This window comes from Sulfolobus tengchongensis (assembly GCF_036967215.1).
Taxonomy (GTDB): domain Archaea; phylum Thermoproteota; class Thermoprotei_A; order Sulfolobales; family Sulfolobaceae; genus Saccharolobus; species Saccharolobus tengchongensis_A.
On record NZ_CP146016.1, the window covers coordinates 675393 to 690117 of the forward strand.

General features: G+C 33.7%; 4 protein-coding genes, 1 pseudogene and 2 CRISPR repeat arrays. Of the genes and pseudogenes, 2 read left to right on the plus strand and 3 right to left on the minus strand.

From position 1 onward, the window contains the following. The first annotated feature begins 1178 nt into the window (after nucleotides 1-1178). Nucleotides 1179-4290: a CRISPR direct-repeat array (repeat unit 24 nt; unit sequence GTAAAAACGCAAAGAAACTAAAAC). Between the two features lie 32 nt (nucleotides 4291-4322). Continuing rightward, on the plus strand, nucleotides 4323-4625 hold the full coding sequence (locus tag V6M85_RS03195) for a hypothetical protein (RefSeq protein WP_422398114.1): 303 nt from the start codon (nucleotides 4323-4325) through the stop codon (nucleotides 4623-4625). Between the two features lie 737 nt (nucleotides 4626-5362). Here the strand turns inward: V6M85_RS03195 and V6M85_RS03200 are convergent. Beyond that, nucleotides 5363-6661, minus strand: coding sequence for a hypothetical protein (locus V6M85_RS03200; protein ID WP_338602905.1), 1299 nt, complete (start codon nucleotides 6659-6661; stop codon nucleotides 5363-5365). A 543-nt stretch (nucleotides 6662-7204) separates the two neighbouring features. On the opposite strand from V6M85_RS03200, the gene V6M85_RS03205 reads away from it, so the two are divergent. Continuing rightward, nucleotides 7205-9457: a thermopsin family protease gene (locus tag V6M85_RS03205; protein ID WP_338602908.1), complete on the plus strand. Its 2253-nt coding sequence runs from the start codon at nucleotides 7205-7207 to the stop codon at nucleotides 9455-9457. Between the two features lie 404 nt (nucleotides 9458-9861). Next, nucleotides 9862-12817: direct repeats of the CRISPR family, unit length 24 nt; unit sequence GTAAAAACGCAAAGAAACTAAAAC. 187 nt (nucleotides 12818-13004) lie between these two features. On the opposite strand, the pseudogene V6M85_RS03210 reads toward V6M85_RS03205, so the two are convergent. Then, nucleotides 13005-14314 (minus strand): annotated as a pseudogene (locus V6M85_RS03210) (RNA-guided endonuclease InsQ/TnpB family protein). Next, nucleotides 14301-14702 (minus strand): IS200/IS605 family transposase, encoded by a 402-nt coding sequence (gene tnpA, locus V6M85_RS03215; RefSeq protein ID WP_338602912.1) that lies wholly within the window; start codon nucleotides 14700-14702, stop codon nucleotides 14301-14303. Before tnpA ends, V6M85_RS03210 begins: the two are co-directional and overlap by 14 nt. Nucleotides 14703-14725: the final 23 nt, after the last annotated feature.

Consider the following 14725-nt stretch of genomic DNA (forward strand, 5'->3'; position numbering starts at 1 on the left):
CATGATATCGCCTCTAACGACCAAACTGTTGAATAACCGTAAGAGGCATTGCATTCTTCGCCTCTAACAATTCAACTAATTCACGTTGTGAATTCGTAAGCTATCTGATTGGAACTTTTATGAATTTCAGCATGGGTTGATCTAATAAAATATTTGTAAACCACGTCATTAAAACCTGTAACCCTCTTTTACCCTCACCACAATCCCACTCATTTGCAAACCATCTCATTGGAACGCTTTTTTACCATAGAGAGAATGTTAAAAAGTAACGTAGGTTTTCAAAAACCTCACGAAGCAGTGTAGTGTTTGGTGGATATCTATTATTTGAGGAAGTTACTTTTACTCATATATAAACTTCAACTTTACTATTCTTTATTGATAATCGTAAATCATCTGGTTTAGCACGTTATTTCCTACTATAAAGAGGATTCTAAGAGTAACTTAAGTTTAAAAATGTCCAAAAAGTAACTTTACTCATACACTAACCTTATCTGATACAGACATAGATACTAATTATCCAATGGAAAATTAACTTTATTGATACCTTCATTTTACATAATGATAACTTCTATCCTAGATTGCAATGACACTTCCTTTCGATATTTTATTTTAAATACCGCGTATTATAAGGACAAAAACTGTGTCGTTTTCAGTACTTTTATTTACACAATCCTGATGTTTCCAACCTTTTGAAAAGGATCTATACTTTTATTTTACATTCATGATTAATTACCACTTTAGTGAAGATTAGGAAATAATGGACAAATCAGAACATTACGACTAAGACTTTAGTGAAGATTAGACTAAGTGCTGGGGAAAGTGAAAGTCCTTTTTTAATTTACTAGAACAGTAGTGTGTGTATCACTTGGAAACTAGGCGATAATTCTATTAATAGCCCTAATAGATAGAGAGAATAGCCTCAATTTTCAGAAAATCCACAAACTACAAAGCAGGATATTAATATATCATTATCTATTTTTTAGGTATATTGATATATTTACTTCAGTGAAACCGTATTACGTATTTCCCTTCCGGACCCTTACGTAAAAATTTTTAGGTTAACCCTAAAACTCCTTAAAACTCCCTTCTGGACCCAAGAACCCCATTTAGGGTCCGGAAGAAACAGAAATATTTATATAGTAGAAAAACGAAGAGAAAAATAGCGTAAAGAACGCACAGTAAAAACGCAAAGAAACTAAAACAATATCGATAGAATGTGTGAACTCAATTTCCACTAGTGTAAAAACGCAAAGAAACTAAAACTTAGGGAAATGACTAGAAAATTTGACGGTAAACACCCGTAAAAACGCAAAGAAACTAAAACTGAAAATGTGCTAGGAATTAGAATTCCAAACTAGTAAAAACGCAAAGAAACTAAAACTCTTATATATGGTGGTGAAGATATATGGGTTGCCATGTAAAAACGCAAAGAAACTAAAACTACGCGGGAAGTGGGAACAATATTCAGCTACCACGTAAAAACGCAAAGAAACTAAAACGAACAATCTGCATTCTCTACTGTAACCTTAATTGTGTAAAAACGCAAAGAAACTAAAACTCAATTTTAAAGGAATTATCAAAATCTTAAATAAGTAAAAACGCAAAGAAACTAAAACAGTAAATCTTAGTGCACCTGCTAACGAGATTGAGTAAAAACGCAAAGAAACTAAAACGTATAGGCATAATAATTACTATCGGAAGCCATTTCATGTAAAAACGCAAAGAAACTAAAACCTATGTGGCATGTATATATATTTATATTGTAGATAGTAAAAACGCAAAGAAACTAAAACGATTGACATTGTTTATCGCCCATTATGAGACTTTGTAAAAACGCAAAGAAACTAAAACCCAGAACAAAGCAGAAATTCTTTCAATAATCTCATGTAAAAACGCAAAGAAACTAAAACCTTATAAAAGAACGTTGCAAGCGTGCTAACTGCATGTAAAAACGCAAAGAAACTAAAACGGATATCACATATTCAGGCTTTCCGTGAATACTCGTAAAAACGCAAAGAAACTAAAACACTGATAGGGAAGTGATGGTAAAGAAGAAGATTGTGTAAAAACGCAAAGAAACTAAAACTTGATGACTTGCTTCACATCATCTTGAAAGTCAAGTAAAAACGCAAAGAAACTAAAACAAAGTGCCGTTAAAAAGTTTCTAAGCGGGCAGATCTGTAAAAACGCAAAGAAACTAAAACTGATAATATTTGATGTTTCTCTATAATCAAATGTGTAAAAACGCAAAGAAACTAAAACTAATTTCTGACCACGTACTCGTTGACTTTTGGATCGTGTAAAAACGCAAAGAAACTAAAACGACCTAGAAGCGTTGCCGTTGTTCATTGCATCTCTGTAAAAACGCAAAGAAACTAAAACACTTCCTCATCGCGTTGCAAGATTATCTGAGCTGCAGTAAAAACGCAAAGAAACTAAAACATCCCCGTCACTTCTCCCGGGGTTCTCTGTTGGGAGTAAAAACGCAAAGAAACTAAAACCACTATCTTGTCTTCATTTTCAAATGGCTTTAGTAGTAAAAACGCAAAGAAACTAAAACAGCAATATCTCTCCGTCTTTAGTATATATTACTCTGGTAAAAACGCAAAGAAACTAAAACTTGGTTCAATGGCGGGTACCTCTGACACGCTTATGTAAAAACGCAAAGAAACTAAAACATGATGCGATTACTGCGTCGTACTCTGATACTGCTGTAAAAACGCAAAGAAACTAAAACTTCAAAGTGATAATCCACAGTAACTCTAACGAAATGTAAAAACGCAAAGAAACTAAAACGATTTGATAATCCTCTGCAAATATGTGAAAAGATGTAAAAACGCAAAGAAACTAAAACATTACATCTAATACGACTCTTTCAAGTGCAAATTAGTAAAAACGCAAAGAAACTAAAACTGTTAGATAATTTCTGTATATTGAGTTTTATTGAGTGTAAAAACGCAAAGAAACTAAAACAGACAATGCAGTAGTGTTGTACATTGTGCCTACGTAAAGTAAAAACGCAAAGAAACTAAAACTACTCCTAACGATATGCATATAGAAGAACTTTGTGGAGTAAAAACGCAAAGAAACTAAAACCCGCAATGATTATGGCTAGCCAAGCATTTTTTAATGTAAAAACGCAAAGAAACTAAAACAATTTCAATGTTGTTTTGAGCAAATGAGGACGATAGTAAAAACGCAAAGAAACTAAAACCATCAAGTTTGTTTGCCATGTCATATAGTTGCTGAAATGTAAAAACGCAAAGAAACTAAAACACCGAACTCATACTTACACCCCGAAAAATGGAATTGTAAAAACGCAAAGAAACTAAAACTAAATAGTATTTTTACTTTACTTCTAAATAATGAGGTAAAAACGCAAAGAAACTAAAACCTTTCATCTGTCACATAAAAAAGGTCGTACAAAGTAAAAACGCAAAGAAACTAAAACTTATGGGACACCATTACTTCCGCCCTAACATTTAAGGTAAAAACGCAAAGAAACTAAAACTGTTGTACAAGGTGCTGGTGGTGAATTCCTCTATTGTAAAAACGCAAAGAAACTAAAACTTCATAAACAATTCTGGTGAAAGCATGACTATCAAGTGTAAAAACGCAAAGAAACTAAAACGATAATCCTTTCATTTATATATATGATCCAATAGTTGTAAAAACGCAAAGAAACTAAAACTATCTCCTCCTTAATGCTATTGATTACCTTATCTAGTAAAAACGCAAAGAAACTAAAACTTGTGTCTCGCCATTGCTCGTCAGAAATATTTTTGAGTAAAAACGCAAAGAAACTAAAACATTTTTTCAGGATCATTATACTGTTGTCTTACTCTGTAAAAACGCAAAGAAACTAAAACAGTGAGATATTGTCTTTTATGTATTTTGCTATTTCCTCGTAAAAACGCAAAGAAACTAAAACAAACTGAGTTGCACTTACCAGTTACAAAACAACTTGTAAAAACGCAAAGAAACTAAAACAAAGTTATACAGAGGATTGGAAGATTAGTGAGACGTGTAAAAACGCAAAGAAACTAAAAACTTTATAATTATCCTCAGCATGTATATCAGCACCTAGTAAAAACGCAAAGAAACTAAAACATCTAGTGTGTACAAATCTATCGATTTTTCGAATTCGTAAAAACGCAAAGAAACTAAAACTTTTAACAACTTCTCTGTAAAGTCATTAATGTGATGTAAAAACGCAAAGAAACTAAAACTGGTTGCCAGTTCCCAAATCCAAAATCATCAATTCCAGTAAAAACGCAAAGAAACTAAAAACTTTATAATCTATTTAGCAAATTCTGTTACTGATGTGTAAAAACGATAACGATAAAGAAACTAAAAAAGATGAAATGACGATGATTGTGAATAAGATTCTAGAGCAAATCCTATATTCCACTAAAGACGAAGAGGTTTTTCGTGATCTAACGCAAGAACAAGTCACAGAGATTATAAATCTGTTACTGAAAATGTTTGAACTGGAGACACTTAAAATTGACTCTGATGTTAAAAAACTATTTTATCGTCTCAAAGACAATAACAGAGGAATAGAAATTATAATAGGGATTATGCAAGTAAGGGATAAATTCTATTTTATGTATAGTAGAGGATAAATTCTATTACAAGTAGTGGGTTTGCTTATGTAAAAATACAAAGAGACTAAAACCAAAAAGCACATCTCCTGGTAGTTCATCAATGTATTGTAAAAACGCAAGAGACTGCCTTGTGGAGGTGTTACATGCTGTTGTCTCTAACAATTCAACCAATTTACACTGTGAATTAGTAGGAGGAGTATTTGTGAGCTATCTGGTTTGGAACGCTCTTTTTACTCGAGGAGGATATGAAAAATTAACATAGATTTTGGAAAACTCGAGACAGTGTCCAATCCACAATTTATGCAATATAATTTAAAAAAATATATTATTTGTTATAAAGCAAAAACCCTCCCCTTGAAACCTCATCAGACCTAAGACAATTAATAAATAGCTTATGAGTCTTCATAATATATTTAAAAATACAGTTATAAATTATATCTTATATAGAACTTAACAAATAATTTTTATCCATTTAGTCTTACCTAGAACTTATAGAAACTATTGTTTTGTAGTGTGTTTATCATTTGAAAAATAGACGATAATTCTATTCCATGAATAGTCGTGATAGATAGAGAGAATAGCCTCAATTCTCACAAAATCCACAAACTAATTGTCTTGTGTGGTTTTTCAAAACTTACGTTAGTTTTTTACATTCTCTCAGTAGTAAAAAAGAACGTTCCAAACCAGATAGTTTTACCACACAAACTAGAAGGGGAAAAGAAAAACTTTTCTCACTCTGATGCGCACGCACGCTGTTAAGTAAGTTTTATATTAACTTTGTCTCTGTTGCCTGGTTCAATCATTACGTTTTCCATTTTGACGCTTTCCCCTGTAAGTATAACGTAAAGGTAAAGTAGTTTAAAGAAGGAATAATAACCTCTCCCCCTCTCGTAATCTGCTTTTTTCTCTTTTAGTAAAATTCTCTTAATTTTTGTTTTTTGGCTAAACGAGCCATATAGATTCTTATCACGAGTGAGGAAAACTACATCGTCGCTAAGATAATTAGGTAATCTCTCAACGTAGGTAATTAAACACGCATCACATTTATTCTTAACGTTTTTGCTACCCTCCTCAATACAGTTTTTATAATCCTCTACATAAAATCCTAAACTATCCAATTTATATATAGCTAATCTCGCAAACGGATTCTTCTCGTCAGAGGATTTATGACTTATTTCCTCTTTTACACAATCTATTGTAATGTAATGACGCGGATTTATTTTCACGAAATCGTAGGTGAATAAAACATTGGTATCGACTATGACTAATTTATCCCTCAACTGATCTAGCCCTTCCCCAGTTAAAGTACAATATCCAACGTTTGTGAGAAAATCTAATGTAAGGTCGTTTCTATTTTCGTATCCGTAGTTACAATTTAATCCCTTTGATAAGTTGGCGTAATATCCATTACCCATAATGACTGTTCCAAGGGATTGTAAAGCCTTCTCTAAGGATTTCCACGCCATCTCGTCCGTACTAAGGTCGTAAAGTTTAGATGCGTCTCTATTTCCCTTAAAATCTATCTTGAGAGTGTAATCTCCATTAACTGTTAGGTAGTTAAAGATGTATGAGAAAATCTTAGGAAAATCTAAATAATTAGTCTCATTGGGAAAGTTCTCTTCAAACTTCAACTTCTTCTTATTACCACTTATTTTCCCATAAATTGAGAATCTTTGTAAAGTTCTTGGTGTGAAAGGATAATAAGACTTGAAATATTCCGTAGGTCCTTCAAGGTATGATACGGGCTTATTTAGCAGTATTGATGCAATTCCAATACTTCCAGCCATTGCTTTAGTCCCACCAGTTAAATCAACCACATCGATATCCTTCAGCAAACTTTTTAAACTCTCGATATTCCTGTTGAAGTCTGACTCTGAAAGACCAACATTCACTTCTACTTTGAAATCACCAAATTTTTTTATATCTTCATAATTGTAAATACTTTTTCCCGTGCCAATAACAAGGAACTCTTCAATGCCATACTCTTCATAAAGTCTCGTAATAACTGACTTCAATGCATCTGGGGTTGTACCACTCGAAATGAGCGCTTTCATGTTATCTATTAATAAAAAACAATTATATATAAAATTAAGTATTTTGTAGTGTGTTTATCATTTGAAAAATAGACGATAATTCTATTCTATGAATAGTCCTGTAGATAGAGAGGATAGCCTCAGTTTTCAGAAAATCCGCAAACTAAGATTTGGGGAAAATAACGTTCTCTTCATAAGGTAAACCCAACTGAAAACCTTATAAGAGAAATCAAGGAAGGGTAACTAAATCTGTTCAACTCTGCTTTGTGGGATATTTGTAACCTATCTGGCTTGGTACGTCATTTTTACTACTGATAGAATTAATAAAAAGCAACGTAAGTTTGAAAACCCCCCACAAAGTAGTTCAACTCATGAATTTTTACCTCTAATTAATTTAAGAAGAGATTTAAAAGCTAAATTTTGTAGAAATTGAAATTAAACAGGGTTTACTCTAACGTCTATTTGAGTGTGAAAAGTAGACAGTCTAAGAAATAGACGAGTTTAAAAATTATATTCTGAAAGAGAAAGAAACATTTTTAAGTACTTTTTCCTTACCCTTTTATTATGAAATGGCTAATCTTAATCCTGCTGGGAATGGTCTCAATAGTAGCTTACGCACAATATCCAACTGGAATATCGGCACATAATGGACCAATATTTACCAATGCAATATTAGGATTTGTTGACGTCCATAGTTTACTAGCATATAACTCATCATTCTCTCAATGTCCATATGGTGCATCAGTTCAACTAAATGTAATATTGCAAGTAAATACGACGACTACAACGTATTATTATTGGTTACAAGATGTCGCAGATTTCTCTACAAACAGCTCAGTAATGAATTTCGTAGATAATGTCTGGAACTCTACGGCTTATCTCGCAAACATTACACAAATTAAGGGACAGGGAAGTGTGTATAATTCCACTTATTATATAAATGGAAAGCCAATCAATGTGTCATTTTACGCAGCTTCAACTTATATCATGCCTTATAAATTACCTTATATCTTTTACTTGCTAATAAATGAATCATATAATTCCTCTGGCGTCATAGTGAATTTCGGATATCTGATCATACGTAACGGAAGCGAAATATATCCACCTAACCTAGTGTTTTATGACACCGTCTTTATTCCAGTGAAAGGTATAGTTTCGGCTTCAATTATCGTAAACGATTCATACACTGGATGGGATTTAAAAGATGCTGAGCTAGTCTGGGGAGGGGTTTTTGGTGGTGAGAAGACTAGCTTCCTTAACATGTCTTCATTCCTAGCCCTATATTATAGCCAGAACGATCATTGGAAATCGTTCAATCTCGTTTACACTTATGGAAATGATACAGCAGAAGCTGCAGATAATTTGCACGTTAACATAACTTTCGATTTAGCATATGTAACTACTGGTACACCTAATCCTACTAGCTATACGGTTAAATTCCTTCCCCCGTTCTTAACGTACTTTAATATTACATCACCAGTTCCATTCTACATAAACGGATCCTTAGTAAATATTACCTCACTTGCAGGATACTGTGATGAACCACTAAGCATCGGATTCATCAAGAATTATACGGCAAATTCATCAGCCTTTGCCATACTAAATGGTCAACAAAACATTACAATATATCCCTCAGATTTCATGCCTAACGCGTATTACATTAAACCCAATTACACTTGGTATTATCTCGTTAAAGTAAACTCACCAGTTCCAGTGAAGGCGATCATTAACGGAAAGGAAGAAGAGCTTCAGTCAGGATTTTATCCTAACGGAACAGTAATAGAAATATTCAACCAAACCTACTACTATTCGTCTACACACAGACTTATAGTTAAACCAACGATAGTCGTTATTAACTCACCTATTAACATAACAGTAAGTGGAATATCACAGTATTATGTTAATGTTAGCTCACCAGTAACCGTATATGCAATAGTAAACGGGAAAAACGAGACCTTAATATCTGGATGGTATAACGCAAACACTACCATAGAAGTATTTAACCAGACTTACTATTATTCACCTACACATAGGTTCATAGTTAAACCAATAACTGTTGTAATTCGTTCGCCAATCAATATAACTGTCACTGGAATATCACAATACTACGTCATTTCTCCAATACCCTTACATGCGATAATTAACGGAGAAAACGAGACCTTAATATCTGGATGGTATAACGCAAACACTACCATACAAATCGTCAACCAAACCTACTACTACTCGTCTACACACAGACTTATAGTTAAACCAACGACAATTGTTGTAAATTCACCTATTAACATAACAGTAAGTGGAATATCGCAATACTATATAAATGTCACTTCCCCTATCCCTCTGTATGCGGTAATTAATGGCAAAAATGAGACCTTAATATCTGGATGGTATAATGCAAATACTTCAGTTAACATAGAGAACATAACTTACTATCCATCTAGTAGTGAAAGATATGTAATAACTTCAATAACACCAAGTCCCATATTTACCGTGAATTCGCCACTTTCTGTCGGTGTTAAAGCGGTAAAGCAATATCTAGTCACTGTGCAATCGTCTTATCCCATCACGATTAATGGTATTACAACTAATCAAGAATGGGTAAATGCTGGTACAACAATCACCCTAAATGCAAACTTACCATTCTACTTAATAGGTAGTTTCAAAGGTACCGAAAATATATCAATAGGTGGAAGCGTAGTGGTAAATCAGCCGATAAACGAAACATTGGTAACATCAATAAGTCCCATATTAATTGGGGTAATTGCAGTTATCATTATTATCGCTGTAGCCTTAGTTGTAATATTGATGAGGAGAAGATAAGCTTAATGAGTTAACAGCAAATTACTTAAATTAAAAAATCAACTTCATTCACTTCGTGAGGTTTTCAAAACTTTTTTACATTCCCTCCATAGTAAAAACGATGTACATAACCGGTTACGAATATCCCCCCACAAAGCATTTTTTGTTTTCAAGATATTCAAAATAAAGGTTTAAATCTAAAGGTTTTTTAAAATACTTTAAAACGCTAAAATTTTCATCAAAGTTATTTGTATATATAAACTGAAGTTAAATAAATAGATTTTTCCACGTCAATATACTTAGTTTTTTAACTAACGTATTATGAGCTTCCCTTCCGGACCCAAGAACCCCATTTAGGATCCGGAAGGAATAGAAATCTTTATATAGTCGAAAAACGAAGAGAAAATTAGCGTAAAGAACGCACAGTAAAAACACAAAGAAACTAAAACTCAAAACTTTCTAAATTTTCTAAGGAAATTACTGACAGTAAAAACGCAAAGAAACTAAAACATAAACGTCTGAGGTTCTTGCTCTTCCCTATGTTTCGTAAAAACACAAAGAAACTAAAACGTAAATTGTCTTCAGTGGCATGTGTTTGCTCAGCTTTGTAAAAACACAAAGAAACTAAAACGTAGTGGATAGATTTTTTATGCATACTATTTATAGTTGTAAAAACACAAAGAAACTAAAACTGTCTAAGTATTCTTCTAAAGCAGCGCGAATTATCTGTAAAAACACAAAGAAACTAAAACAATTGGAAACAGACATACTTGATTGCAGACACTGAGGTAAAAACACAAAGAAACTAAAACCAACCCTTCAACATCTCAGCATCAGCTACTCAGCAAAAGTAAAAACACAAAGAAACTAAAACCAAATCGGCTTTGTATGGTGCATTGTTTGACAGCTTGTAAAAACACAAAGAAACTAAAACTGCAGAATATTCTTTTAGCCGTATTAAAACCCCCGTGTAAAAACACAAAGAAACTAAAACCTTGTGGTGCTACATTGATAACGCTTGTGACATCTGTAAAAACACAAAGAAACTAAAACAGCTCTATGTACCCACCCCTCAGGGTAGCCATCATGTAAAAACACAAAGAAACTAAAACTCTTAAAGAATCTTCTATCGAGTCCAAGAACATGGTGTAAAAACACAAAGAAACTAAAACATGTAACAATGACAGTATATCATTTATTGCGCTACGTAAAAACACAAAGAAACTAAAACTGTGGTGTTGATTGTGTAAGTGCCACTGCTGGTGTAAAAACACAAAGAAACTAAAACCTATCTGTATTTGCATTCTTATTAATTGTTCTAAAGTAAAAACACAAAGAAACTAAAACAAAATTGGCAATTTCACTAGCAGAGGCAAAAACTATGTAAAAACACAAAGAAACTAAAACATGTTTGCGAATCTGATCGAATCTTTGCCTCAATTGTAAAAACACAAAGAAACTAAAACACGCAGTTAGTAGAAAAGAGACCTCTCGAAGTGCCAAAGTAAAAACACAAAGAAACTAAAACGCTATTTGGGCTGGTGCTGTAGTTCCGAAATTCGGAGGTAAAAACACAAAGAAACTAAAACCACAAAGACAATATATCTATATACGGAAGAGAAGATTGTAAAAACACAAAGAAACTAAAACCATTTATTAGTTGTGCACTTATGTCTGCGACAATCGTAAAAACACAAAGAAACTAAAACCCTTGATTACTTTGTTGTAGCGTTCCATAAAGATACGTAAAAACACAAAGAAACTAAAACGGCTGGAATTTATTCTACGTAGGAATGTTCTTAAGTAAAAACACAAAGAAACTAAAACTTTCAAGATAATCTTGGCTTATTTTGTTCAGCCTTCTGTAAAAACACAAAGAAACTAAAACTTTTCAGATATCAGAAATTTCTTCGGCAATATCGGTAAAAACACAAAGAAACTAAAACTAACGCACGCATGCTACGAAATTCTGCCTTACAAACAGGTAAAAACACAAAGAAACTAAAACTATTTTGGGTGTTTTTCATTTTTGACCCCGTAAAGTAAAAACGCAAAGAAACTAAAACAATTCTACCAACATCACGGCTATTGGCGGTACTGGTAAAAACGCAAAGAAACTAAAACCTATAAGAGCCCCTTAGAACGATTTGTAATGATAAATGGTAAAAACGCAAAGAAACTAAAACAACAAAATCTAACTCTTCATAGAACGTATGAAAATCGTAAAAACGCAAAGAAACTAAAACACGATAGTCTACCATTATGCTCTCCTCCCTAGAATGTAAAAACGCAAAGAAACTAAAACTTTTCCCGTTGGCACTGCATCTATACCATGCTTCCCTGTAAAAACGCAAAGAAACTAAAACTGGAGAATATCCAGATGCTGACGCATTTTTAATTGTAAAAACGCAAAGAAACTAAAACCTTATGAAAGAAAATGAAAAACTAAAAAGAAAGTTAGGTAAAAACGCAAAGAAACTAAAACTATTCATTGCCAAATGTTTTTGGTAGCTTCCATTCGTGTAAAAACGCAAAGAAACTAAAACCTGATTTCGAACACGATAGCAAATACTACGGCAGGACGTAAAAACGCAAAGAAACTAAAACCTGTGGTTGGAGTCTTTGGTATATACAGTAAGAAAGTAAAAACGCAAAGAAACTAAAACGTGTAACATTTTTGTCGCCAAACTTATCGTCATTGTAAAAACGCAAAGAAACTAAAACTTTTGTTTTTGATATCTTCGACGAAGATGAAAGGATAGTAAAAACGCAAAGAAACTAAAACATTAGACGAATACCTTAGGACGTACAACCAATTATGTAAAAACGCAAAGAAACTAAAACAACAAAATTCTTCTTTTTCTCTTCACTGTCCAAAAGTAAAAACGCAAAGAAACTAAAACTTAGGATTTATTTTATATAATCTATTCTCTATAGTGTAAAAACGCAAAGAAACTAAAACTCTTTTTACTGGGGGGTAAATTGTAGAGAAAGCAGCGTAAAAACACAAAGAAACTAAAACAGTACATGAAAACCCCGCGGGTGAGTCACTGTGCCATGTAAAAACACAAAGAAACTAAAACTTAAACAACTACGAAAACTTCTATCCTTTAAAATGTAAAAACATAAAGAAACTAAAACGTCTCGGGATTAACAGTAGGTACAACATATTGGGTTGTAAAAACATAAAGAAACTAAAACTTCAAGAAAATTGCAGTTTTTCTATCTCTCGGCACGTAAAAACATAAAGAAACTAAAACATTCCTTTCGGTAGATAGAGATACTGCCGATACGATGTAAAAACATAAAGAAACTAAAACGAACAGCTTTTAATATTCTCAGCTCACTTTCAATACTGTAAAAACACAAAGAAACTAATAACTAGAATCTATCTCTCATTTGCATAAATTTGTATATATAGTAAAGACGTGGAGAAACAAAAATTATTATGTAAATTTATAATCCTTTATCTTCTGGATGTAATTTCTCAATCCATTATAATGACGATGTTTCTCGCTGTTTTGAAGATAATATAGAATTAATTTCCCCAGATTTCTTCCGGATCTCTTTAGTATCTGACCTCCTCCCCGTCCTGAAGGGCAAGGGTTCCCCTAGGGCGGATCATAGGTTTGTGGTTTACCGCCTTCACTTTCATCACTTCATTGCTGGTGGAGGGAAACCCCTCCACCCCGCTCCATTCATCCAGCGGTAGACCACGGGCTTAGTCTTAAACCCATTACCCCTATCCCTCAGTGAGAGAAACCCCCTACTCCCACTTCCTTGGGACTCGGGGATATGTAAAATGTTCATTGCTCCGTTTAAATCAGCATTTATTACCCCTATGTGGGGACACCTAAATAGACCTCTCTTAATCCTACCGTTCTCATGAATTTCCCCACATAGGGAACACGTTTTAGATGACCATGCTTCATCTACTTCTTTGACTTTAATTCCGTATTCTTCAGCTACCTCACTAAAGCGACGTATAATATAAGAGTAGTTCCAGAAATTCACAGTTAGTTTATTTCCTCTGTTTCTAGCAATGTCTTTGGGATGACCAATTACAATCTCTGAAACACCTTTCTCATATGCGATTTCTACTATCTTTCTAACCATGGAGTTCAGAGCGTGTCTGAGGAATCTACTCCTTTTCTCGTAAAGGCGAGAGAGTTTCTCACTCCTCCTTTGCTTGTGAATAGAGAGAATCTTTTGTACTCTTGCAATCTTCTTGGAATAATATTCATACCTAGACAACACACTACCTCCTTTGAATAGGAACCAAGAGCCATCTTCAACATAGATAGTGGCAAGATTAACAATACCTAAGTCTACTGAAGCTTTCAAATCGCCCTTAGGCTGTTTCGGTGTGAAATCGACCTCTACTGGTATCATCGCATACCATTTATCATTCCTTTCGAAAATTTCTAGTCTACCTTGTTTACCCTTCCATTTCAGCATTCCTCTGAATCTCAGCGAGAGTTTGAAATCCTTGAGATATATCGTTCTACTGTCTTCATCTATCACATATCTATCATTTCTTACGAGTATTATCCCTTGTTTCCAGTACCCTGGTGGTCTTGGTTTAAACCACTTAGGTAACTTCCCTTCCTTTTTATCATGAGATAATGAGAAGAAGGATCTCCACGCTTCAGCATTTTTCCTAGATACTTGTTGTGTATTAACCTTAAGCTTGTCTTTAAATTGCTGATGAACTTGTTTTTCTGTTGTGTTGAAGTCTATTTTCTCATGATTCTTGTACTGTTGCATTCTTAACCAATTAACAGTATTCCAACAAGCTTTGTATACTTGAGAGAGTTTCCCAAGCGTTTCTCTAGTCTTTTTGTCTACTACTAGTCTAACGATGTTACTTCTCTTCATCTTCTTTCACCTTTTGTCTTTCAATGTACTTTTTAATCGTCTCACTACTTACATTGCCAGCTGTTGCAACGAAGTAGTTTCTAGTCCACAGACCGTCTTTTATCTTGAGTTCTGGGTGTTTCTTAAGGATTTGTCTAGCGGACTTGCCCTTGAAGTAGTTTGCTAAATAAGAGGGAGCATATCGTGGTGGGCAATTCACGAAGAGGTGTATGTGGTCTGGCATGATTTCGATGGTTAAAACGTCGCATCCTAATTCTTCAGCAATGTTTATGAGTGTTTGTTTTAGTTCCTCTGTTATGGGCTCTAGTACAGCTTTACGGTATTTTGGTATCCATACGAAATGGTATTTGCATAGGTATTTTACATGCCTGGTTGATTTGTATTTCACGAATACTTTAAAGTATTCAGAGA

What these genes read in the sequence shown, in the direction of transcription:
- V6M85_RS03200 (WP_338602905.1), bottom strand. Translation starts at nt 6,661, where the DNA reads ATGAAAGCGCTCATTTCGAGTGGTACAACCCCAGATGCATTGAAGTCA.
- V6M85_RS03195 (WP_422398114.1), top strand. Translation starts at nt 4,323, where the DNA reads ATGTGTAAAAACGATAACGATAAAGAAACTAAAAAAGATGAAATGACG.
- V6M85_RS03205 (WP_338602908.1), top strand. Translation starts at nt 7,205, where the DNA reads ATGAAATGGCTAATCTTAATCCTGCTGGGAATGGTCTCAATAGTAGCT.